We start from the raw sequence: 22965 nt of genomic DNA on the forward strand, positions 1-22965 counted from the left end.
TGCCATGATGGAACCCTGGCGCAGACGGCTCGGCCTCCGCTTCCGCGAGGGGGTCAACTGGAGCCGAGACGAGGGCGGCGCCGCTCGGTTGACCTCGCCCTCGTTTCCCCCGATCCCGCTCGGGGCGCTGCCGCAGGCATTGCTCGCCGCGTTCGAGCGCCTCGGCGCCGAGGACCCCACGATCGAGGCGCTGGCCGAAGGTATCGCCGCAGAGGACGGCCCCCTCGTGGTGGCGACGTTGCTCCACCACCTCCGCCGCCTGGAGCAGCTCGCGCTGCTCGCTTATGCCGTGCGTGACGGAAATACCACGATCGCGGTGCTGCAACCGATCTCGCCCTGGTTTTCGCTGGGCAGCGGGGCCATCACCTCCGAGCGCCGTTACGTGCTCTCCCGCTTCGCATATCAGCGTCGCGTCGGGGAAGGCCTCGTGCTGGAATCGCCCCGCTGTCATGCGCTCCTGCGCATCGAAGACGCCCGGACCGCCGCCCTTTGCTTCGCGCTCGCCCGCCCGACCGCGCCCGCGGCACTCGCCGTGCCCGGAGCGAGTTCCGAGGCCATGACCACCCTCGTCGGCCTGCTGATCGCAGCCGGATTCGTGATCCCGGCCGAGGATGCGGGGGGCACCGAGGAAGAGCAGGCATTCGAGCTCGCGAGCTGGTCCTTCCACGACCTACTTTTCCACGCGCGCAGCCGCCCCGGCCGCCATTTGGGGCCTTGCGGCAAGACGTATCCCTTTCGTGATCGCGTCCCGCCGCCGCCCGCCCTGCGGCCGCCTCGCACCACCGCCGATCCTCCGATTGCGCTTTACCGCCCGGACCTCGACGCGCTCCGCACGAGCGACCGCCCCTTCACGGCCGTGCTCGAGGGCAGGCGCAGCGTGTACGCGCAGGGGCGCGAGCCCATTTCGATCGAGCAGCTCGGCGAGCTCCTCTATCGGTCGGCGCGGGTCTGCGCGCATGTCGCCGCGACGCCCGAATGCGCCTACGACTTCACCTTGCGCCCCTCCCCCTCCGGCGGCGCCTGCCACGACCTCGAGATCTACCTCGCCGTCGATCGCTGCCGTGGCCTTTCCGCGGGCCTCTACCATTACGACCCCGACGCGCACACCCTCTCCCGCATCCAGGGCCGCACGCCCGAGGTCACGGCCCTGCTCACGGGCGCCGCGTTCGCGACCTGCCGCACCGAATTGCCGCAGGTGCTCCTCTGCCTCGCCAGCCGATTCCAGCGCGTGTCCTGGAGCTACGAGGGCATTTCTTATTCGGTCACCCTCAAGAACGCGGGCGTGCTTTACCAGACGTTTTACCTGGTCGCGACCGCGATGGACCTCGCCTGCAGCGGCGTCGGTCGGGGAGATTCGGACCTCTTCTGCAAGGCCGCCGGCACCAATTATTACGCGGAGACGACCGTGGGCGAGCTGGTGCTCGGCAGCCGCCCCGAGGGAGACGAGGCATGACCCGCGATCGTGTCGACATCGAGGGCAGCGCCCGGCCGCCCCTGTTCGGTGCTGTCCTTCAGGGCGACGTCGCCCCCGACGAAATCGTGACCGCCGTGCTTTGGCTCCGCACCCCGGAAGGCTCTCCGCCACTCGTGGAGACAGCCTGGAACGTGGTCCGGACGCGGGAGCCCTGGTCGCACGAGCGTTATGCGGCCACCTATGCAGCGAACGCGGAGGACCTCGCGCGGGTCGATGCGTTTGCCCGTGCGCATGATCTTTCGGTGGTCGACATCCATCACGCTGCGCGGTCGGTGACGCTCCGCGCAGCCGCGAGAGCTTTCGAGGCGGCATTCGGCGTGAAGCTGAAACGTCATGCCTACAAGGGGGAAGTCGACATCACCCACGACGCGCCCCTCTCCGTCCCGGCGAACCTCGAAGGCGTGATCCTCTGGGTTTTCCTGCCCCGCCACGCGCCCGTCGTGGACGCCATCCCGCCGCCTCGAAGGCGCGTCGAGGTCGCTCCCGCTCCCCCTGCCGACGCTCCTGACAAACCCTGGCGATTTCACCCGCCGCCCCGCTTCGCGAAAGCTTACGATTTCCCGGACGAGCTCACGGGGGAAGGCGTCTGCCTCGGTGTGCTCGCGCTTTATGGCGGCATCTCCCCGGACGACATGCAGGTCTTTTTCGAAGGCCTGGGCATGCGCGTGCCGGACATCGTCACCGTGGGGCCCAACCGCTGGGCGACCGGGCACGACGCCTGGGCCAATTACGAGGTCAGCATGGACGCGCAGATCGCCTTCTCCTGCGCGCCCGGCGTCCGGCCCGTGGTTTATTTCTCGGACGCGCGCGGAAACGACGACACCACGAGCTACACCTATTTCCAGCTCTTCAACACCGCGCTCTTCGATACGGTGAACCGGCCCTCCGTGCTCACGCTCAGCGCGGGGCTCCCCGAGGATCTACCCGGCGTGTGGACCCGGGCCGAAGCCACACGCATCAACGAACTGTTCGTCATCGCCGCCATCCTGGGAATCACGGTTTGCCTTCCTTCGGGCGACTCCGGATCCATTTTCCCCATGGCGCAGGGCATGTTTTCGGCCCCCTCGCTGGTCTATTTCCCCGGCTCCAGCCCCTGGGTCCTTTGCTGCGGCGGCACAACACTGATCCTCGACGAGCAGGGCGCCCGGAAGGACGAGGTGGTGTGGAATCGCCTCGCCGACACCATGTTCCTCGCTTACGGCAATGCCGGCAGGATCGCCAACCTCGGCAGCAGCAGCGGCGGCGTGAGCCGTTATTTCGAGTGCCCCGAATGGCAGGCACACGCCGCCGTCCCCGCCCGGACCTTTGCCACGTTCCGCGACTGGGTCTTCACCGAGCCCGCGAGCACGTTCGCCGGCCGCGGCTGCCCCGACGTCGCAGCCCACGCCGACTTCTTCGAAGGATATCGCATCTTCGTGGACGGCGCGTATCGCTACGGCGGCGGCACGAGCGCGTCCACGCCCCTCCTCGCGGCGCTCGTCGCCCGCCTCTGCCAGGGCGTGGGGAGACGCCTCGGGTTCCTCAATCCGCTGCTCTATCGATTGCAACTCGAAGAAGGGGCGAACGTCTTCCGCCCCATCGTCGCCGGCAACAACGGCGGGTATGCCGCGTCGCCGGAAGCGGGCTGGAACGCCTGCACCGGGCTCGGCGCCCCCCGCGGGCGAGCGCTGCTCGAAGCGCTCCGCAAAGTTTACGGCGTCTAGGGAATCGCCCCCGCACGGGCGCTTACCTCGGCGCCTGCGGGGTTCGTCCCAGCAAACTCCATCGTGCCGTCGTCGACCTCTCCGAATCGCAACGCCGCAATGTCCAGCAAGTAATTCTGGTTGACCTTCCACGGCTTCTTGGAGCCCTGCCTCGGAAACGCGTGGACCGAGCGCTGCACATAACCCGACGAGAAGTCGAGTAGCGGCAAGTCCTCCACGTCCGAATCCTTGCGGCGCGGCGTGCACCGGCGCGCGCCGATCGCATCCATGTGATTCAGCAAGCGGCAAACGTATTCGGAGACGAGGTCGGCCTTCAGCGTCCACGACGCATTCGTGTACCCGAACGCGCATGCCAGGTTCGGCACGTCGCTGAACATCACGCCCTTGTAACTGAGGAGCTTCGACGGCTCCACGCGGCGACCGTCCACCACGACCTCCACGCCGCCGAGGAAGAGGAGCCGGAGCCCCGTCGCCATGACCACGAGATCCGCTTCGAGCTCCTGCCCGGACGCGAGCCGGATCCCCTTTTCGGTGAACGTCTCGATATGATCGGTGACGACCGACGCCCTGCCCGCCTTCACGGCCTTGAAGAGATCCCCGTCCGGCACGACGCAAAGGCGCTGATCCCACGGATTGTATCGAGGCGTGAAATGTTTGTCGACGTCATAGTCGGGCCCGAGTTTTTTTCGCACGAGGTCGACGATTTGCTTTTTCACGCTCGCCGGCCTCCGCCGCGCGAGCTGATAAAAGAACATGCCCAGGAGCACGTTTTTCCAGCGCGTGACCTCGTAGGCGACGTGCGTAGGGACCCGCTGCTGAAGCCAGCGCGCGATCGCGTCCTGGGACGGGAGCGACACCACGTACGTCGGCGAGCGCTGGAGCATCACCACGTGCGCGGCCTCCTTCGCGAGCTCCGGCACGAGCGTGACGGCCGTCGCGCCGCTGCCGATCACGACCACGCGTTTCCCGCGATATTCCACGTCCTCCGTCCAGAATTGCGGGTGCACGACGCGGCCCTTGAAGCGCTCGATGCCCGCGAATTCAGGGGCATGGCCCTTCTCGTAATCGTAATAGCCGCTGCACATGAGAAGAAAATTGCACGTGAAGCGGACGATCTCCTTCGACGGGCCGCGCTCGACCTCCACCGTCCACGCCGCGCGCTCGCTCGACCACGTGGCGCGCTTCACCCGGCAGCCGAACCGGATCTTCGATTCGAGCGCGAGCTCCTCGGCCGTCTCGCGGATGTACGCGAGGATCGACGGCCCATCCGCGATGGCCTTCCGCTCCTTCCACGGCTTGAACGAATAGCCGAGCGTGTACATGTCGGAGTCGGACCGGATGCCCGGATAACGGAAAAGGTCCCAGGTCCCGCCGATGGCCTCGCGCCCCTCGAGGATCGCGAAGGTCTTGCCGGGGCATCGGGTCGTGAGGTGGTGGGCCGCCCCGATCCCCGATAACCCTGCCCCCACGATGATCACGTCGAAATGTTCGGACATCTCTCACACCTGCTCGTCACGACCCGCGGATGGCCCCACGATAGCAGGATGCGGACGCGCTGGCGAGCCGGCGCGCGCAGATCCTCCTCGTCCTCCACCACGGGCACGCGGCCGCGGCTATCGACGACCATCGGCGCCTCCCAGGGGCAGGCGGAAGCAAAATAGGCTGCCGCGGCCCTCCTCGCTCCCGAACCACATCGCGCCACCGTGCGCCTCGACGATCGCACGCGCGATGAAAAGCCCCACACCCATCCCACCGGAATCGTGCGGCGTTCCGGTGTGCGCGCGATAGAATCGCTCGAAGATACGCCCCTGCCTCGCGCGCGGAATGCCGACGCCGCGATCCCGGACGCACACGCGAGCCTCTCGACCTTCCACGCTCACCTCGACCTCGACCTCGCTTCCCGGAGGGGAATAACGAAATGCATTGTCGAGCACGGTGTAGACCACGGATTCGAGGCGCTGACGGTCTGCCGGGAGGCTCACCTCCCCCTCGATGCGCAGCCGGATCGCGTGGGACCTTCCGGCTGCGAAACGACCCGTGACTTCGCGCACGAGCGCGGGCAAATCCACGAGCTCCTGCACGAGATCGAGCTTGCCCGTCTGGAGCTGCGAGATGTCGAGCAGGTCCTGGACGATCTTGTCGATACGGTTCGCCCCTCGATTGATGGCCTCGAGCGCGCTGCGCGATCGCGGCGTCAGATCGGCCGGCGCGCGGCGAAGGAGGAGCTCTGCGTGACCCTTCATCACGGCGACCGGCGTCTCGAGCTCGTGGGCGGCGACCCGGACAAACTCCTCTTTGAGCCGCTCGAGCTGGATGTACTGGGTCACGTCGCGTCCGATCCAGACCGCGCCGCGGACGTCGCCTTTCCGATCGAGAATGGGCGCCGCGCTCCGTTCGATGTACGCGGTGCCTGCCGTGCCGGGCAGGCGCGCGATGATCCGCTCCCCCCGGACGGTCTCGCCCTCGAGCGCACGGAGGAGCGGCATTTCCTCGCGCTTGATCCGCCGCCCGTCGAGATGGCGAATCTGCATGGAATCGATGAGGGTCCCGGGATCCCGCGGCACGTCGATCCCCCGCTCGATGCCGAACAGGCGCAAGGCCGCCTGATTCGCCAGGGTGACCCACGCGACGGCGTCGATGACGAGGACAGCATCGACCATGATATCGGCCAACGTTTCGAGCTCGGCCGCGCGCCTCTCGGCGGTGTCGGTGCAGGCGAGGAGCCTCGCCTCGCTCTCCTGAAAGGCCTGCTCGGCTTGGTGAAGACGCTCCATGATCTCCCGAGAGGTCAGTGTCGCGGGAGGAGGCGCCGTGCCATCGAGTCCTTTGGGTGTCGGTCGCCGCGTGTGGATCTTGCCGGTCGCGGGCATACCTCGAAGCTGGGTCCCGGCGACGCTGACCGCAACGCAGAGCGAGTCAGGGGTGAACGTCGAGCCATGCTCCCACGGCGCAACCGACGAGAGCGGTCGCAATGCTGATGGCCGCGAGCTCGAGCCCGCTCTCCGAGCGCCGTGCCAGACCGCCGCGGGAGGCCGCCTGGTCGGCGCTCTCCCGCGCGTCTGCGGAAGCTCAGCCCTTCCAGTGCGGGGGAATCGTCTTCTCGTAATAGGGCAATGCCTCGATGCGCTTCATCCAGGCGGTGATGCGGGCAGGCCAGCGGTCGCCGAGGCCGTGCGCGGGCAGCCGGTCGTCGACGCGACGGATGGCCCGGATGTGCGGGTAGGCCGCGAAATCGGCGAGCGAGAGCTCCCCTGCGAGCCAATCCCCCGTGAGCCCCGCGTCCCATCGCGCGAGCTCTTCGAGGACCGCCGCCTGCGCCTCGGCGATCTTGGTCGCGTCTCGTGCCTCTTCCTTGGTGTACAAAGTTTCCTGGAACAGACGGCGCTGCACCGGGGCGATGTAGCCGTCGGCCTCGGCGGCGAGCTGGCGAGCCTTCGCGCGCGCGGTCACGTCTCGCGGCCAGAGCGGGGAATCGGGGAATCGTTCTTCGAGGTACTCGACGATCGCGTTCGATTCGGCGATCACGAGGCCGTCATGCACGAGGACGGGCACCTTGCCGCGCGGGTTGATCGCGAGATATTCAGGGGAACGCGTCTCGCCGCGGTCGAACGTAAGCAGCTTCCACTCGTAGTCGAGCTTCTTGTGCTCGAGCGCGAGCCATACCTTCCAGGCGTACGGCGATCCGGAGCCGTAGTAAAACGTGAGCGACATCGAAGCGAGCCTCCTTCAGCCGAACGCGGCCGGGCCCGGAGTAAAACCACTCCAAAGGGCGAGGTCAACCGCCCGGGAACGATCTGCTTGTGCTCCGCGCCGTCTGAACATATGATCAGCTCATGATCCCGCTCCGCACGATCGCGCTCGACGAGACGCACCACGTGCAGGTCGGCGCCCTGCCGAAGGCCCTGGTCCCGGACGCGGCCGGCTTCGAGGCGCTCTGGGCGCTGCACCCCGACGTGTTCCACGAGATCAAGATGCACGGCCGCCTCGTGCGCACGCCGCGATGGCAACAGGCGTACGGCGCGGATTACCGCTACACGGGCAACACGAATCGCGCGCTGCCGCTGACGCCGCAGATGGACGTCTGGCTCGGCTGGGCGCGCGAAACCTTCGAGCCGCGGCTGAACGGCCTGCTCTTCAACTGGTACGACGGCGCGGAGGGGCATTACATCGGCAAACACCGCGACAGCGACATCAACCGCGTCGAAAGCTCGCCGATCGTCACGTTCTCGTTCGGCGAGGAGCGGGTGTTCCGCATGCGGCCGTGGCGAGGAAAAGGGTTCGTCGACGTACCCGCAGTGCATGCGGGGGTCATCGTGATTCCGTGGGACACGAATCGAACCTGGACCCACGAAGTTCCGGCACCGAAGGGCTCGCGCGGGCGAAGGATTTCCGTGACGATCCGGGCGTTTCACGGCTGATTCCGCGCCGCGTGGTATTCCCGCGCGATCGTCGCGGCAGCTTCCCGCGTGCGCTCGGATGCTTGCTCGGCGGCGCGCGCTTTTTCGAAGGCGCGCGTGGCCTCCTCTTGCGCAGCCGCGAGCGCGTCGTGCGCGCGTGCCTCGGCCTCCCGGGCGCGCTTGGCCTCCTCTTCTGCGCGCACGGCCTCCCGCGACGCGCGGTCCGATTTCGCCAGAGCCTCGGCCACGGCCCGCTCGGATGCCTCGGCGGAAGCGCGCAACGCTCGGGCCTCCTCGGCGCGGCGGGCCGACTCCGCTTCGGACGCTGCCAGCCGATCGCGCAAGGCTTCAAGCCGGCGGCGGCGTTTCTCCTCCGCCTTCCGCTCCTCCTCCGCGCGCCGGGCGCGTTCTTTCTCCTCCGCGGTGGCCTTCGCCAGGCGCTCCTTCAGCAATCGCGCCTGCTCGGCCTCGCGCCTCTGCAATGGCGTGGGCCCCATCTTTTTCGAAGCCTCTTCCTTCGGCGGCTCCCCCTTCGGCGCCGGCGCAGGCCGGCGCGGCATAGAGGCTTCGAGCCCCGCGAGGACCTCGAACCCAGGCGGATCCACCTCGCGCACGAGCCGCCCCCGGTCGAGCAAAACACGGCCGTCGGGCCGATGCGCGAGTGCGCGCAGGGTCTCTGCGATACGACCGATCTGCGCCTCGCTCACGCCGAGCCCGGCCGCCGACAGCGCCTCCCGAGCCGCGCGCAAAAGCTCACCGAGCGCCCGCTCCTCGTCCTTCAGCGCAGCCCGAAATGGCTCGGTCCGTCCGCCCGTGAGTGCTCCGATCTGCGCCGCCCGCGCCCGATCCCCCGCGTCGAGTAGCGCCTCGAATTTCGCACGCCGCCCGCGAAATACCTGATTCACCGCCCAGGCCGCCTGGTTTGGCTTGGGAAGGATCGCGACGGCCTTGGCCTCCTCCCGCCGCCCTTCGCTGCGCAGCCGCCGCGCGAGCGCGTCACGCGCCGCCGTGAATTCGCCGAGCGGGAGACCATAAAGGTGATCGACCTCCGCCTCGACGTCCGCTGCCGGAGAGACGGCCACCGCGGACCGACCTCAGGCCGCGCGACGGCTCGATCCGAGCGCCTGATCGAGATCGTCGGCGAGGGCCTCTGGGGTCGCATAAATCGCGGCCGCCCCCGCCTGTTCGAGCAAGTCGCGCTCGATTCCGCCGGTGAGCACGCACAAACAAGACAGATGGATCTGCTTCGCCGCGACGATGTCGTACACCGTATCGCCCACGACGAACGCCTCGGCCGGCCGCCCCAGCGCCGAGAGCGCCTCCGCGAAAATATCGGGCGCGGGTTTCGTCGTGGAGACGTCGTCCTTCGAGATGATGACGTCCACGTGCTTCGCCGCCGGGCCGAGCTTTGCGAGCAGCCGATCGAGCTCCTCGCGGCGCGCCGAGCTCGCCAGCGCGATGCGCACGCCTCGCTCGCGCAGCGCTTCGAGCAGCCGCGTCGCGCCGGGAAGAGCGCGCGCATGCTCGATGAGGCCCGTCTCGACGTATTCCTCCGCGTGAAAGGCGCTCGCCTGCTCGGCGACGTCGTCCGGGACCTCTCCCAGAATCGCGGGCACGAGCCTGTCTCCGCCCATTCCGATCGCGTGCAGGATCCGGTTCGCCTCGATTTCCCTCCCCAGCCGCTCGAAGGCCCGCCGCCAGGCGAGCACGTGCAGGAGGTTCGTATCGATCAGCGTCCCGTCCACGTCGAGCAATGCCGCTTGGTTCATGACGCTCCCCCTCGCCGGCAAATTCGAGGCCTGCCCGGCGGGGCTACAGCAGCATCGCGATGGGCAAGACGGCCGGCCTCTTGCCTCGCTCCCGGTGGGCAAACGCCGCTCGCACGCCGCGGCTCAGCGCATCTTCCAGCGCCGGCGCCAAGGTCCGCATCGGCGCCGACAGCCGCGCAAGCTCCTCCTCCGCGTTTTGCCGCGCCCTCGCGTGGAGCTCGCTCCCTTCGTCGAAATGCGCCACCCCGCGCGCCAGAAGGTCCGGCCCCCGCACGACCTCGCCCGTCTTGCGATCCGCGACCACGAGCACCAGCACCATTCCTTGCTCCGAAATCACTTCCCGCTCGCGCAAGACGAGCTCCGATACGTCGAGGCCTCCCCGTGCGTCGAGCCAAACGCGCCCGCTCGGCACCGGCGCGCCAAGACGCATCTGGCCGCTCTCGATCGACAGCACCTCGCCGTCCTCGATCACGAAAACGTCCGCCGCCGAGAGCCCCATCCGGATCGCCGTGCGCGCGTGCGCGAGCAGCATCCGGTATTCGCCGTGGATGGGCACGAAATGCCGCGGTCGCACGGCGTCGATCAGCATCTTCTGCTCCTCCATCTGCGCGTGCCCGCTCACGTGGATCGGATCAAAAGCCCTATCCACGACCACCGCGCCGCGCTTGGCGAGCCGATTCGCGATCTGACCGACCGCGATTTCATTGCCCGGGATCGCGCGTGACGAGAAGATCACGGTGTCGCCCGCCTCGACGCGCAAGTGCCGATGATCGCCGGTGGCCATGCGCGCGAGCGCGCTGTTCGGCTCGCCCTGCGCGCCCGAGGTGAGGACGATCAGCGCCTCGGGCGGCATTCCTGCGGCCTTGTCGACGTCGAGCAGCACGCCGTCGGGGATGTCGACGAGCCCCTGCGTTTCCGCGATCCGCACGTTCGTGCAGAGGCTGCGGCCGGCGAGCGTCACCCGGCGCCCGAGTTTGTCCGCGAGATCGAGGATGCTTTGCACCCGGTACACGTTGGAGGCGAAGAGCGCGACGACGATCCGTCCCCTCGCCTCGCCGAAGCGCCGCGCGAAGGCCTCGGCCACCGCGCTCTCGCTCACGGAAAAACCCTCCCGCTCGGCGTTCGTCGAGTCCGAGAGAAGCGCGGCCACACCCGCCTTGCCATACTCGGCGAACCGCGCGATATCCAGGCGCTCGCCGCCCACAGGCGTCAGGTCGATCTTGAAATCCCCCGTGTGCACGAGGATCCCTTCGCCGGTCTCGAGGGCGAAGCCCACCGCATCCGGAATCGAATGCGTGACGCGGATCGGCTCGACCCGGAAGGGCCCCGCCTGGAAACGTTCGCCCGGCCAAACCTCGGTCAGCGGAGCCGAGACTCCGAGCTCGACGAGTCGCTCCCTGAGGAGCCCGAGCGTGAAGCGGGTCCCGTAGACGGGCACCCGGAATTCGCGGAGCACCGAGGGCAGGCCGCCGATGTGGTCCTCGTGCCCGTGCGTGAGGAGCACGGCGTCGAGCCCGCCCGCCTCGCGCAGATAACGCAGATCGGGAATGGCCACCTCGACGCCCAGCACTTGATCGTTCGGAAAGAGCACCCCGCAATCGACGAGCACGCGGCGGCCATCCTCTTCGATGACCATCGCGTTCATCCCGACCTCCCCCAATCCGCCGAGCGGAATGATGCGAACCGCCATGCTCGAAAATCTAATCGGCCCCATCCCCCAGGGTCAGCGCCCTGTACCATTGCAGCGTGAGTGCACGGCACGATCGCTCGTTATACAGCCGAGACCGGTTCGTCTGCTTGCTGTTCCAAGTAACTTATGAAGCTCGGGCGTGTCCCTACGGAGCGTCCCGACGCGGAAATCAATGCCACACGGGCGGGCTCGGGATGCAATGAATCATTCCCGTCCCGGTCACGGTTACCTCATCCCGGACGAACCCGCGATCGCCCGGCTCCTTTAGGCCCATTCGTGAACCGTTTTCCCTCTCCCGTCGACGATCTGTGCGCGCGTTTCGTACAGGCTCAACTCGCGGGCGATCGGCGTGAAGCGTTGCGCCTCGTGATGGACGAGGGCGTCGGGCGCGGCGCGCCGGCCTCGGAGGTCACGTTGCGCGTCCTCCAGGCGGCGCAACGCAAGATCGGTGAGCTCTGGCAGGACAACCGGATCAGCGTCGCCGACGAGCACCTCGCCACCGCGATCGCGCAGGTCGTCCTCGCGCACCTCTACCTGCTCTCGCCCGCCTCGCCGCTCGTCGACAAGATCGTCCTCTTCGGCTGCGTCGAGGGCGAGCACCACGATTTCCCCGCCCGTCTCGCCGCCGACGCCCTCGACCTCGCGGGCTACGACGTGCGCTTCCTCGGCGCGGATGTCCCCACCGAATCCCTCGTGTCCATGATCCGCCGAGAGCGCCCCGACCTCGTCGCCCTCTCGGTCACCATGAGCTTCAATCTGCGCTCGCTGCGCATGACCGTGGCGCGGCTCCGGTCCGACTTCGGCGAGGCGCTGCCCATCCTCGTCGGCGGCGCCGCCTGCGACACGCTCGCGAATCCAGCGGAGGAGCTCGCCGCCGACGGGTTCGCCCGCGACGCCCACGATCTCGTCGGGATCGTGGGCCGACTGGTCTCCCGCCCAGCGCCCCAGGCGCTCGGAGGGACACCTTGACCGAACGAATGGCCGCGCGCTGGCTCTCCGAGAGCCGAGAGCTCGTGCTCGCGTGCGACGCGCAAGGGCTCATCCGGTGGGCCGACACGCGAGCGCGAAGCCTCCTCGGCGCGCAGCCCGGCACCGCGCTGACCACGCTCTCCGTCCCCGGCACGGAAGAAAAAACCCAGGCGCTGCTCACGCGCGCGGCCGTGAACGACATCCGCAACTGGGAGCTCTCGCTCCTCTGCAACGGCAAGCTCGCCACGGTGTCGTTCAGCGCACGCCCGGACGGCGAGGGCGGCACCGAGCTCTTCGGCTTCGTGTACCCCGAGGGCTACGGCGGCGCGATCGAGCAGCTCAGCCGCGCCCTCACCGAGATCGTCAACCTGAACCGCGAGATCGTCCGGCAAAAGCGCGAGATCGAGACCCAGCAGACCGAGCTCGACGAGTCGAACCGCGGCGTGGTCACACTCCACGCCGAGCTCGAAGACAAGGTCGACGCGCTCCGCCGCACCTCCGAGGTCCGCAGCCGCGTCCTCGCCAACGTGAGCCACGAGTTCCGCACCCCGCTGCACTCGATCCTGGGTTTGTCCCAGCTCCTGCTCGACGGCAGCGACGGCCCGCTCACGGACGAGCAGCAGAAGCAGATCCGCTTCATCCGCACCTCGGCCGAGGAGCTCTCGCAGCTCGTCAACGACGTCCTCGACCTCTCCAAGGCCGAATCCGGCAAGCTCACGCTGCGCGCGGAGGCCTTCACGGCCTCCAGCTTCTTCGCTGCCATGCGCGGCATGCTCCGGCCGCTTTTGCCCTCCCACCCCGGCGTCGATCTCCTCTTCGAGCTGCCCGAGGGCGACATCACGCTCGAAACCGATCAGGGCAAGGTCGCCCAGGTCATCCGCAACCTCGTCACGAACGCGCTCAAGTTCACCGAGCAGGGCCGCGTCGTGGCGAGCGCCGTGCGGCGCGGCGACGACGTGGTCTTCACCGTCGAGGACACGGGCATCGGCATCGCGCCCGAGCATTTCGACCGTATCTTCGAGGAGTTCGGACAGATCGACGGGCCGGTCCAGCGCAAGCACAAGGGCACCGGCCTCGGCCTCGCGCTCTCGCGGCGCCTTGGCGAGCTACTCGGCGGGACGCTCACGGTCGAGAGCGAGCTCGGCCTTGGCTCGACCTTCACCCTCACGATCCCCGCCACGCACCCCGAGGTGCGCGAGCTCGCGACGCTCGCCGCGCGCCCGCTCGATCCCTCCCGCGCGCCCGTGCTCATCGTCGAGGACGACCGCAAGACGATGTTCATCTACGAGAAGTTTCTCTCGCTCGCGGGCTTCCAGGTCGTACCGGCGCGCACCGTCGACGACGCGCGCAGGCTGCTCGGCACGTTCCGCCCCGCGGCGATCGTGCTCGACATCATGCTCGAAGGCGAGGCCACCTGGGACTTCCTGGCCGAGGTGAAGCAGAGCGCCGAGACGCGCGAGATCCCCGTCCTCGTCGTGACCGTCACCAACAAGGAGCAACGCGCGCGCGCGCTCGGCGCCGACGAGTTCTGGCTCAAGCCGGTCGATCAGGATCACCTGCTCCGCAAGCTGAAGAGCGTGACGCGCCCCGGCACGCCCACGCGGCTGCTCGTCATCGACGACGACGAGCGAGCCCGGTACCTCATCCGCAAGCTGCTCGAAAAGACGCCCTACGAGCTCGTCGAAGCGCGCACCGGGCCCGAGGGCGTTGAGCTCGCCCAGAAGCTCCGTCCCGAGGTCATCTTCCTCGACTTCCTGCTCAAGGACGTCACCGCGTTCGACGTCCTCGACGACCTCAAGGCCGACCCGCGCACGCGGGGCATCTCCGTCGTGATCGTCACGTCGCACGTGCTCGAGCCCTCCGATCGCGAGCGGCTCGTGGCCGAGACCGAGGCGATCCTCTCGAAGGACAGCCTTTCGCGCGAGCTCGCCATCCACCGCATTCGCGACGCCTTGCGGAAGGCAGGTGTCGGCACCTCATCGAGCACGGAGTGACGGGACGCATGCAAAGAAACAACGGCAAGCCGCAGGAGCATGTGGGCAAGATCCTCAACGTCAACGACAACGAGGTCGCCCGTTATCTGGGCACCACCATGCTCCGCAGGGCCGGCCTCGACGTCATCGAAGCGTCGAGCGGCATGGACGCGCTCGAGATGGTCCACCGCGAGCTGCCCGACGTGGTGGTGCTCGACGTCAAGCTGCCCGACATCGACGGCTTCGAGGTCTGCAGGCGCATCAAGGCGAACCCGCGTACGGCCGGCGTGAAGATCCTTCACACGTCAGCGACGTTCGTCTCGCTCGACAAGAAGGTGCAGGGGCTCGACATCGGGGCCGACGGATATTTGACGCAGCCCTTCGAGGCGACCGAGCTCGTGGCCACCGTGCGCTCGCTCCTCCGCCTCGCCCAGGCCGAGCGTGAGCTCCGCACGCGCGCCGATCGCCTGGCGGAGGCCGACCGCCGCAAGGACGAGTTCCTCGCCATGCTCGCGCACGAGCTGCGCAACCCGCTCGCCGCCATCACCGCCTCGCTGCCCATGCTCGAGCAACGTGACGCCGTGAACCAGGGCGAACGCCGCGCGCGCGAGGTGCTGCGCCGCCAGACCGTGCACCTCGCGCGGCTCGTCGACGATCTGCTCGACGTCTCGCGTGTCACGCAGGGCAAGATCGAGCTGCGTCTCGAGCCGGTGGATCTCAAGAGTTTGCTCGCGCGTGTCGTGCTCACGACGCGGGAGCGCGGCACGAACCAGCGCGGCCAGACGCTCGCGCTCGCGCTGCCGGACGCGCCCATCCAGGTCCGCGGCGACGTCACGCGGCTCGAACAGATCTTCACGAACCTGCTCGACAACGCGAGCAAGTACACCGACGTCGGCGGGCACATCCGCGTGAGCCTCGAACCGGCCTCCGTGGGCGGCGCCGCGTTCGCGCGGATACGCGTGCGCGACGACGGCATCGGCATCACGGCCGACGCGCTCCCCATGATCTTCGGCCTCTTCGCGCAGGCCAGCGTGACGCTCGCCCGCTCGCGCGGGGGCCTCGGGATCGGGCTCACGCTCGTGCGCACGCTGGTGGAGCTGCACGACGGCGAGGTGGAGGCGCGGAGCGACGGCATCGGCCGAGGCGCCGAGTTCGAGGTGCGCCTGCCGCTGCTCGATCTCGCGGAGACGGGCGAGCGTGCGTCGCTGCGCGGGATCACGGAGCTCCGACGGCGGCGCATCTGCATCGTGGAGGACAACGTCGACGCGCAGCAGGCGCTCGGCGATCTTTGCGAGATGTGGGGCCACGAGGTCCATGCCGCCTCGGACGGGATTGCCGGCGTCGGCAAAGTGCTCGAGCTCCTGCCGGACGTGACGCTCATCGACATCGGCCTGCCGGGCATCGACGGGTTCGAGGTGGTGCGGCGGCTGCGGGCGGATCCGCGCGGAAAAGGCCTCTGGCTCGTGGCGCTGACGGGATATGGCTCGCCCGAGCAACGGACGACGGCGCTTTCGGCCGGGTTCGACGTGCACCTCGTCAAACCGGTCGAGGTGCACAAGCTGCAGGAGTTGCTCGACGCGGGCCCGCCGCTCGCGCGGGCCTCGCGAATCTGATCATTCCCACTCGTAATTGAGGTCGAGGATCTTGCCCTCGGCATCCAGGCCGAAGGTCCATCGGAGCGACGTGTCTTTGCCGTAGATTGCGCGATAGACGCGCTTGCCTGGCTCTCCGGCTTTGTGGTCTTCGAGCAAGACGAGCTTGCGGAGGGGCGGCAGCAGGGCATTGCCCGGGGTCCCGAACGAGCGCAACACCGGCAAAAGCAACTCCTTCGTCAGCAGCGCAAAGACGGCGGGGTCGAGCGTGCCTTGCATCAAGCCCTCCACCACGCCTCGATGCGTGGCCGTCAGGGCGGGATCGGCGTCGGGGATGCCGGGCTCGGAGACCGCCGGCCAGGGCGGCATGTACAGGCTCGCGATGTTCGGCGCGAGGAGCGGGAGGAGCCGCTGTTCGTTTGTCAAGACGATCACCGAGAGCTCCTGGTCCGGAATCCGCAGCACGTCGGCGAGCGCACCGCCGCCGCTATGCCCAAAGGTCGCATGGCCGCGCAATCGACTCACCCCGAAGGCCACGCCAAACTCGCCCGCGCGACCGTCGTTCAGCTTGAATGCCGTGGCGGCGCTCGCCTGGGTCTCCCGGGTCAGGAGCGTGCCCTCGTCCATGGCGACGGCCCAGCGTGCGAGGTCCTTCACGCAGGAAAACATGCCCCCGGCGGCATAGGTGTGGACGGGATAGAGGAACCACAGGCGCTCGTGTTTGCCGTTCTCGAAGCGATAGATCGTGGCCCGGCGCGGGATGACGTCGGCCACGCGCACCGGGCCATCCTGCACCGCGTGCTCGAAACGCGTACAGGAAAAACCGAGCGGCTGGAAGATGCGGCGCTTCAAGAGCTCTTCGAATCGTTCCCCCGTGACTGTTTCGAGGACGTGCGTGAGCACCACGAAATCCGTGAGCGCGTATTCGCTGCGCTCGCCAGGCGTGTAGGCCAGCGGCCCCTTCTTGGCGGCCTCGTACCGCGCGGCCACCGAGGCGGCGGCATCATTCTGATCCTCGGGATCGTCCTTCAATCCCGACGCATGCGCAGCGAGATGCCGGACCGTGATCACCTTCCATGCCTCGGGCGCGTCGGGCAGATATTTCGAGATCGGATCATCGAGGCCGATCTTTCCCTCCTGCACGAGGAGCATCACCAGCGTGCCCGTGAACAACTTGGTCGCGGAGGCGATCTGGAACGCGGTCTCGGGCCCGACCTTCGCCTCGGACTCCAGGTCCGCGACGCCGTACGTGGTGATTCTCTCGACCTTGCCCTGACGAACGATGGCCACGGCCGCGCCGGGCACGTGGTTTTTCTCCATCACGGCGTGGATGTAAGCGTCCACGGGATCGGCGGACCCGCCGCTCCTGGTTTCCGCGGAGCGGGGCTGGTTTTGCGCGGTGCAGCCGAAAAGCAAGAAAGCAGCTAAGGCCATGTGGCCCCGAGGGATGGTACGCATGCGGCGCGGACGCTACCATGCGGCGCGAGAAGAAGGAGCCCCTCATGCATACGCGTAAGCTCGGTCCCCTCACGGTTTCTGCCCTCGGCCTCGGCTGCATGGGCATGAGCGATTTTTACGGCCCCCGCGACGAGGCCGAGTCGATTGCCACGCTCCACCGCGCGCTCGATCTCGGCGTCACCCTGCTCGACACCGCGGACATGTATGGCCCGTTCACGAATGAAGAGCTCGTCGGCCGCGCCATCGCGGGCCGGAGGAACGAGGTCGTGCTCGCGACGAAGTGCGGCATCGTGCGAGATCCGAACGACCCGACCGTGCGCGGCATCAACGGCACGCCCACGTACATCCGCAACGCGTGTGACGCGAGCCTCAGGCGCCTCCGCGTCGACGTGATCGATCTCTATCAGCTCCACCGCGTCGATCCGAAGACGCCCATCGAGGAGAGCGTGGGCGCGATGGCCGACCTCGTGAAGGCGGGCAAGGTGCGGGCGATCGGCCTGTCGGAGGCGAGCGCCGCGACGCTCCGGCGCGGGCACGCGGTCCATCCGCTGGCCTCGGTGCAAACGGAATATTCGCTCTGGACGCGGGATCCGGAGGACGACATCCTCGCTGTCTGCCGCGAGCTCGGCATCGGCTTCCTTGCCTACAGCCCCCTCGGCCGCGGCTTTCTCACCGGGCAAATCAAGCGGTTCGAGGACCTCGCGCCCGACGATTTCCGCCGCAGCTCGCCGCGCTTCCAGGGGGAAAACTTCCAGAAGAACCTCGACCTCGTGGCCAAGGTGGAGGCGATCGCCGCCGAGAAAGGTGTGAAAGCGTCGCAGCTCGCGCTCGCGTGGGTGCTCGCGCAGGGCGATTTCATCGTGCCCATTCCGGGCACGAAGCGCCGGAGCTACCTCGAAGAAAACGTCGCGGCCGATGCCATCAAGCTCTCGGCGGACGACCTCGCGCGCCTCGACGCGGTCATGCCCCGCGACGCCGCGGCCGGGGCGCGTTATCCCGAGATGAGCATGCGCCTCGTGAATGCGTGATCGGCGCGGGCGGCCCTCGCGCTCCCCGCGGAAAGCCTGCCCGCCCTGGTGCTCTGCAGCCCGTCCGCTATCCTCCCCGGCATGCTCTCCAGATTCGCGGCCAGCGGGGCCATCATCAAAAGCTATCTCGACGCGTTCAAAACATTCCCCGACGGTCCGCAAGCCGTCTTCGCGAAGTACGGGGTCGGACGGGTCGGGCCCGGCGGCGAGTTCGAGCTCCCGCCCGCCTGCCCGCTCGACAAGGTCATTGCGGCGATGAACGAGCTCTTCACGGTCATCGGTCCGCAGAGGGGTTTCGAGATGGGCGCCCAGGTCGTGAACCACGTCGCGGTCCCACCCGGGGTGATCGGCGACATCGTCACGGCGCTGCAGATCTTCGACGCAGGGTACCACCTCAATCACCTCGAAGACGGCGTGCCCATGTTCGACCCGCAGACGGGCACGATGCGGGACGGCATCGGCCATTACAAGTGCGTCTCCTCCTCCCGGCACCGGGCCGTCATGGAGGTGGACTCGCCCTACAACTGCGACCTGGACCGCGGTATCCTCCAGGCCTGGGCGCGTCGATTCGAACGCTTTGCCCTCGTCACGCACCTCGAGCCCACGGTTTGTCGAAAAACACGCGCGCCGCGTTGCCGTTACGAGGTGAGCTGGAAGTAAAACGCGGCGCCGGCACAGAAAGGAGCTTCCCTTTGCTTCGACCCATCTTTGGCGCGACTCTTTTCCTCCTCGGCGCGGCGGCGTTCAGCGCTTGCGCTTCGAACGATCCGAACGCCCCCCGACATCGCCGTCTCCAACTTCTAGGATCGCGACGTGCTCGTGCTCCTCAACGCCGGCCCCTGATCGCCCAGGAAATACCGCTCTGGAGCGTGCCGAGGGTGACGAGCCCCTGAAAGTCCGCGCCGAGGTCCACGAGCGTCTGCGCGATGGCCGGGCTCATCCCCGTGAGCACGACACTTGCCCCGAGCAATTTCGCGGCCCGCGCCGCATGAACGAGCGTGTGCGCGACGTGCGTGTCGACGATACGGATGCCCGTGACGTCCAGGATCGCCACGGTCGCCTGATGCCGCGTGATCCCGTCGAGCAATGCATCGAGGATCTGCTGCGCTCGCTGCTCGTTGATCGTGCCGACCAGAGGCATCGCGACGACATGGTCCGCGATGGGCAGGAGCGGCGTCGTCAGCTCGCGAATCGTCGCTTCCTGCGCGGCGATGATTTTCTCCTGCAAGGCGGCGCGTGCCTCCTCCGCCTCCTGCTCGCGCGACATGTCGATGGCCACCGTGCCCACGCCGAGGAGCTCGCCCTGCTCGTCGCGGATCGGAAACTTCACCGTCACGAAGGTTTTCCTCGACCCGTCGGGGATGGTCAGCGTGGCGGCGAAGTGCAGCCGCCCCTCCGTCATCGCGCGCCGATCCGCGGCATCCATCTTCGGCGCGTCCGCCGCCGCGAGCACGGACGTCCCGAGACGCCCCAAAAGCTCGGCCGTCGTGCGGCCCGCGAACTTTGCGTATTCCTCGTTCACCAGGACAAACCGACCCTCGAGATCCTTGACGAACATCAGGGCGGGCGTGTTGTCGAGGAATGCCCGCAGCACGGCCTGCTGCGCCAACAGATCCTGATCCACCCGCTTCGACTCGGTCCCGGAGGCCGCGGCCCCCTCCACCTCGGCGAGCCTGCGGCGTAGCCGCTCGACCTCCGCCCGTAGCTCGTCGCGCTCGGCCTCGATGCCGCTCGCCCTCTCGGCGCCCTCGTTCATGACATGTCCCCCGAGTCTTCGACCCTACCCGCTCTCCTGGGTACCGTAAAGCACGACGCACGTTCTGCACACGCAGGGACGACGGCGGAAACCCGTGAGACGACCAACCGATGAGCCGTCTGGATGGGGTGCGGATACTGTGGCGTCATCAGTGTGGGTACGTCGCAGCTTTCCATCCGAACCCTCGAGCCTCCTGCGGCCGGCAGTGGCGGCGGCGGCGTGGTCGTCCGGGCCCTGCCTTTCGTCGGGGACGACGCCGTCCTGGTGGCGGCCGTTCGCGCGGGCAACCGCGCGGCGATCGCAGCTCTTTACGATAGGTACGAGGCCCACGTCATGCGGACGCTCGTCCGCGTGCTCGGCGCCGATCGCGAGCTCGCCGATATGCATCACGACGTGTTCGTCCGCGCCCTCGGCTCGATCGACGAGCTGCGCGACCCGGGCGCGCTCCGCGCCTGGCTCACCTCGATCGCCATTTTCACCGCCCGGACCTGCATCTTGCGCCGCTCACGCCGATTCTGGCTCCGGCTCTTGCCGTGGTACGAAGTCCCCGAGGTGGAGGCGCCGCTGCCGAGCAGCGAGGTGACAGAAGCCCTTCGAGTGACGTACACGATCCTCGATGGTTTGCCCGTCGACGAGCGGATCCCCTTCGCGTTGCGTTTCGTCGGGGGGATGGAGCTCACGGAAATCGCGGAGGCGTGTGGCGTCTCGCTCGCGACCATCAAGCGGCGCCTCGCGCGCGCCGAGGCCCATTTCACCGAGCAGGCGCGGGAGCACCCGGCCCTCTCGGACTGGCTCGAAGGGAGTGCACGATGGGGAGCTCCGAAGAAGCGCTGATGCGGCTCGGCCGCAGGATCGCCGCGGAGCAGGACGAGATCCTCCGCCGCCGGGCGCCCGATCCCGAGGCGCGCGCTCGCCTTTTCACTGCGGACGCCGCGCGGCGGGATCGTTCTCCGCGACGAACCCGAAAACAGTTTGTCGGGGCGGCCTTCGGCGTGGCAGCAGCGGCGTGCCTGCTCTTCTTTTTCGTCGTCGGACAGCGCCCGCTCACGTTTCACGTCGGCGCGGGTGAAAACTCCTACGCGGGGAGGGCCGGTGCCTTCATCGCGACGCCGAGAGGGCGCAGGGTCCCCGTGGTCTTCTCGGATGGGACGAGCCTCCACATCCAGCCGGATTCGAGCGTCCGGATTGCCTCCGTGCATCGGGCGGGCGGGCGTGTCGTCCTCGAAAATGGCGCGCTCGAGGCCTCCGTCGTGCACCACGAGGGCACACGCTGGCTCGTCGACAGCGGCCCCTTCGAGATCCTCGTCACGGGCACGCGTTTTCATGTCGCCTGGGATCTCGCCGCCGAGCGGCTCACGTTGCACCTCGTCGAGGGCTCGGTCTCCGTCTCGGGCCCCATCCTCGGCGAAGGAATCGCCGTACGCGCCGGCGATACGCTGGAGGTAAACCGCAAGGAGGGTCGCTTCGTGATTCACCGGGACGACCCGGAGACACGCGAGACGCCGGACGTCCCCCAGAATGCGGCCGAGCCACAGCCCCTGCCCGAGGACCTGCCTGAAAAAGCCCCGGATCTGCCGTTGCCTGCGCCGAACGTCCCGCGCGCCGCGCCGCCGCGCAAAACCCCCCTTCCGCCCGCGCCGCCGGGCCCTTCGTGGCGTGATCTCGCGGCCTCGGGCAGATACAAGGACGCGCTCGAAGCAGCGGATCGCGAGGGGCTTGGTGCCATTTACGAGGCAGGGAGCGCGGCCGATCTCCGCGACCTCGGCGACGCCGCGCGCCTGACCGGTGACGTGACGCGCGCCGTGGAAGCCTTTTCCGCCCTGCGACGGCGCTTCCCGGCCGACGAGCAAGCCGCCGAGGCGGCCTTCCTCCTGGGAATCATCTCCTTCGACAAACAGGGCGCACACGCGGAGGCCGCGCGCTGGTTCTCGACGTACCTGCACGAGCGGCCGCGCGGGAGGCTCGCCCGGGAGGCCGCGGGGCGGCTCCTCGAAGCCCGCCTGCGTTCCGGCGACAAGGCGCTCGCCCGCGAGGCGGCGCGCGCTTATCTGCGTGATTTCCCCGGCGGACCTCACGCCGAGGCGGCTCGGGCGGCGGCGGGGGACGAATGAAGGCAGCCGCGCTTTGCGTGTTCCTCGCCGTGGCTTCCTTTCCTCTCGCCGCTGCGCACGCGAGCGGCGAGCCACGGATCGTCCTCGTCGCGCCCGCGAAAGACGCGGGCATCGCGGTGCGCATCCGGGCCGAGCTCGAGGCGCTCCATTTCGAGGTCCTCGACGTGGAAATGGAGGCGGGCCCGCCGGCGCGCGAGCCGCTGGAGGAAGCCGCGCGCAAGAGCGACGCGGTCGCGGCCGTGCGTATCGTTCCGTCGAGCGCCGGCGTCGAGGTGTGGATCGTCGATCGAATCACCGGAAAAACCGTGCTACGTGAGCTCGTCGCGGAAGACGAATCTCCTCACGGCGGCAGCGCCACGATGGCGCTCCGGGTGATGGAGCTGCTCCGCGCGAGCCTCATGGAACTCGACGCGCCGCGACCTCCGCCCGGCGAGGTGGCCCCGCCTGCGGTCATTCGCGAGATCCTCGCCCCTCGCCGCGCCGAGACGCCGCGCGCCGCCCCTGTCCCCGGCAGACGGCCTTTTCTCACGCTCGAGCTCGGGCCTTCCATGCTGCTGAGCCCGGGAGGCATCGGCCCCTCGGGGCTCCTCCATACGTCCCTCCACATCCAGCGGCCGAGCGAGCGAATCGGCCTCAGCACCTTCGTGTCGATCCCAGTTGTCCCGGCGAACCTCGCCGGTCCCGAAGGCGTCGCAACCGCGCGTTTTGGCCTGCTCGGCGTGGGCCTCAGGGGCTCGTTCGCGCCGCGCGGTGCCGCGTGGAACGCGAACGTGGGCGCCGGCCTCTCGGCGGTCGTGCTCCATTTCGAAGGTCGCCCCGAGCGCCCGTATGCGGGGGCGAGCGAGACGCTCTTCACCCTCGCGCCGTACCTTCGCGCGGGACTCGGCTATGCGGTGACGCCGCATCTTCGACTCCGAGCGGACGTGCTCACCGGCGTGACGGTCCAGCGGCCGGTCGTCGAATTCGTGGGGCGTGTCGCGGCGACCTGGGGTTTGCCCTTCGTCTCTCCCTCCCTCGGCGCCGAGCTCTCCTGGGATTGAAATAA

19 protein-coding genes are annotated in these 22965 nt (G+C 68.4%); 11 read left to right on the forward strand and 8 right to left on the reverse strand.

The window, feature by feature from the left end; genetic code table 11:
* Positions 1 to 4: 4 nt before the first annotated feature.
* Positions 5 to 1453, forward strand: a complete 1449-nt coding sequence (locus KEG57_RS14195; RefSeq protein WP_272458538.1) for a SagB family peptide dehydrogenase — start codon at positions 5 to 7, stop codon at positions 1451 to 1453.
* Positions 1450 to 3177, forward strand: a complete 1728-nt coding sequence (locus tag KEG57_RS14200) for a S53 family peptidase (protein ID WP_272420317.1) — start codon at positions 1450 to 1452, stop codon at positions 3175 to 3177. The genes KEG57_RS14195 and KEG57_RS14200 overlap by 4 nt, the downstream gene beginning before the upstream one ends.
* Here the strand turns inward: KEG57_RS14200 and KEG57_RS14205 are convergent.
* The 3 genes from KEG57_RS14205 to KEG57_RS14215 all read right to left on the reverse strand — a co-directional run bounded on the left by KEG57_RS14205 (position 3174) and on the right by KEG57_RS14215 (position 6888).
* Positions 3174 to 4673, reverse strand: a complete 1500-nt coding sequence (locus KEG57_RS14205; protein WP_272420318.1) for a flavin-containing monooxygenase — start codon at positions 4671 to 4673, stop codon at positions 3174 to 3176. The genes KEG57_RS14200 and KEG57_RS14205 overlap by 4 nt on opposite strands.
* Positions 4674 to 4790: 117 nt before the next feature.
* On the reverse strand, positions 4791 to 5951 hold the full coding sequence (locus tag KEG57_RS14210) for a sensor histidine kinase (RefSeq protein ID WP_272420319.1): 1161 nt from the start codon (positions 5949 to 5951) through the stop codon (positions 4791 to 4793).
* A 295-nt stretch (positions 5952 to 6246) separates the two neighbouring features.
* Positions 6247 to 6888: a glutathione S-transferase family protein gene (locus tag KEG57_RS14215; RefSeq protein ID WP_272420320.1), complete on the reverse strand. Its 642-nt coding sequence runs from the start codon at positions 6886 to 6888 to the stop codon at positions 6247 to 6249.
* A 122-nt stretch (positions 6889 to 7010) separates the two neighbouring features.
* Here KEG57_RS14215 and KEG57_RS14220 point away from each other — a divergent pair, with 122 nt between their 5' ends.
* Positions 7011 to 7595, forward strand: coding sequence for an alpha-ketoglutarate-dependent dioxygenase AlkB (locus tag KEG57_RS14220; RefSeq protein ID WP_272420321.1), 585 nt, complete (start codon positions 7011 to 7013; stop codon positions 7593 to 7595).
* On the opposite strand, the gene KEG57_RS14225 is transcribed toward KEG57_RS14220, so the two are convergent.
* Genes KEG57_RS14225 through KEG57_RS14235 form a run of 3 tightly spaced genes read right to left on the reverse strand, consistent with a single transcriptional unit; the run spans position 7586 to position 11033 of the window.
* Positions 7586 to 8656 carry a hypothetical protein gene (locus KEG57_RS14225; RefSeq protein ID WP_272458539.1) on the reverse strand — a complete coding sequence of 357 codons (1071 nt, stop codon included), beginning with the start codon at positions 8654 to 8656 and terminating at the stop codon, positions 7586 to 7588. The two genes, KEG57_RS14220 and KEG57_RS14225, sit on opposite strands and share 10 nt — an antisense overlap.
* 12 nt (positions 8657 to 8668) lie before the next feature.
* Complete coding sequence (locus KEG57_RS14230) at positions 8669 to 9343, reverse strand: HAD family hydrolase (protein ID WP_272420323.1); 675 nt, start codon at positions 9341 to 9343, stop codon at positions 8669 to 8671.
* A gap of 43 nt (positions 9344 to 9386) precedes the next feature.
* On the reverse strand, positions 9387 to 11033 hold the full coding sequence (locus KEG57_RS14235; protein WP_272458540.1) for a ribonuclease J: 1647 nt from the start codon (positions 11031 to 11033) through the stop codon (positions 9387 to 9389).
* 276 nt (positions 11034 to 11309) lie between these two features.
* Here KEG57_RS14235 and KEG57_RS14240 point away from each other — a divergent pair, with 276 nt between their 5' ends.
* Genes KEG57_RS14240 through KEG57_RS14250 form a run of 3 tightly spaced genes read left to right on the forward strand, consistent with a single transcriptional unit; the run spans position 11310 to position 15588 of the window.
* Positions 11310 to 12002 (forward strand): cobalamin B12-binding domain-containing protein, encoded by a 693-nt coding sequence (locus tag KEG57_RS14240; RefSeq protein ID WP_272458541.1) that lies wholly within the window; start codon positions 11310 to 11312, stop codon positions 12000 to 12002.
* A complete protein-coding gene (locus KEG57_RS14245; RefSeq protein WP_272458542.1) occupies positions 11999 to 13996 on the forward strand; it encodes an ATP-binding response regulator in 1998 nt (665 codons plus the stop codon). The genes KEG57_RS14240 and KEG57_RS14245 overlap by 4 nt, the downstream gene beginning before the upstream one ends.
* 8 nt (positions 13997 to 14004) lie before the next feature.
* Entirely contained in the window at positions 14005 to 15588 is a 1584-nt protein-coding gene (locus tag KEG57_RS14250; protein WP_272420327.1) for a response regulator, read from the forward strand.
* Here the strand turns inward: KEG57_RS14250 and KEG57_RS14255 are convergent, their stop codons facing one another.
* A complete protein-coding gene (locus tag KEG57_RS14255) occupies positions 15589 to 17025 on the reverse strand; it encodes a serine hydrolase domain-containing protein (protein ID WP_308215623.1) in 1437 nt (478 codons plus the stop codon).
* A gap of 44 nt (positions 17026 to 17069) precedes the next feature.
* Here KEG57_RS14255 and KEG57_RS14260 point away from each other — a divergent pair, with 44 nt between their 5' ends.
* A complete protein-coding gene (locus tag KEG57_RS14260) occupies positions 17070 to 18053 on the forward strand; it encodes an aldo/keto reductase (RefSeq protein WP_272420329.1) in 984 nt (327 codons plus the stop codon).
* Between the two features lie 81 nt (positions 18054 to 18134).
* The gene (locus KEG57_RS14265; protein WP_272420330.1) at positions 18135 to 18713 is read left to right on the forward strand and encodes a hypothetical protein; all 579 of its coding nucleotides are present in this window, start codon (positions 18135 to 18137) and stop codon (positions 18711 to 18713) included.
* 166 nt (positions 18714 to 18879) lie between these two features.
* On the opposite strand, the gene KEG57_RS14270 is transcribed toward KEG57_RS14265, so the two are convergent.
* Entirely contained in the window at positions 18880 to 19809 is a 930-nt protein-coding gene (locus KEG57_RS14270; RefSeq protein WP_272420331.1) for a PAS domain-containing protein, read from the reverse strand.
* 153 nt (positions 19810 to 19962) lie between these two features.
* Here KEG57_RS14270 and KEG57_RS14275 point away from each other — a divergent pair, with 153 nt between their 5' ends.
* Genes KEG57_RS14275 through KEG57_RS14285 form a run of 3 tightly spaced genes read left to right on the forward strand, consistent with a single transcriptional unit; the run spans position 19963 to position 22960 of the window.
* Entirely contained in the window at positions 19963 to 20643 is a 681-nt protein-coding gene (locus KEG57_RS14275) for an RNA polymerase sigma factor (RefSeq protein WP_272420332.1), read from the forward strand.
* Entirely contained in the window at positions 20619 to 21920 is a 1302-nt protein-coding gene (locus KEG57_RS14280) for a FecR domain-containing protein (protein ID WP_272420333.1), read from the forward strand. Before KEG57_RS14275 ends, KEG57_RS14280 begins: the two co-directional genes overlap by 25 nt.
* A gap of 29 nt (positions 21921 to 21949) precedes the next feature.
* Positions 21950 to 22960 (forward strand): hypothetical protein, encoded by a 1011-nt coding sequence (locus tag KEG57_RS14285; protein WP_272420334.1) that lies wholly within the window; start codon positions 21950 to 21952, stop codon positions 22958 to 22960.
* The last annotated feature ends 5 nt before the right edge of the window (positions 22961 to 22965 follow it).

Source organism: Polyangium jinanense (genome assembly GCF_028435365.1).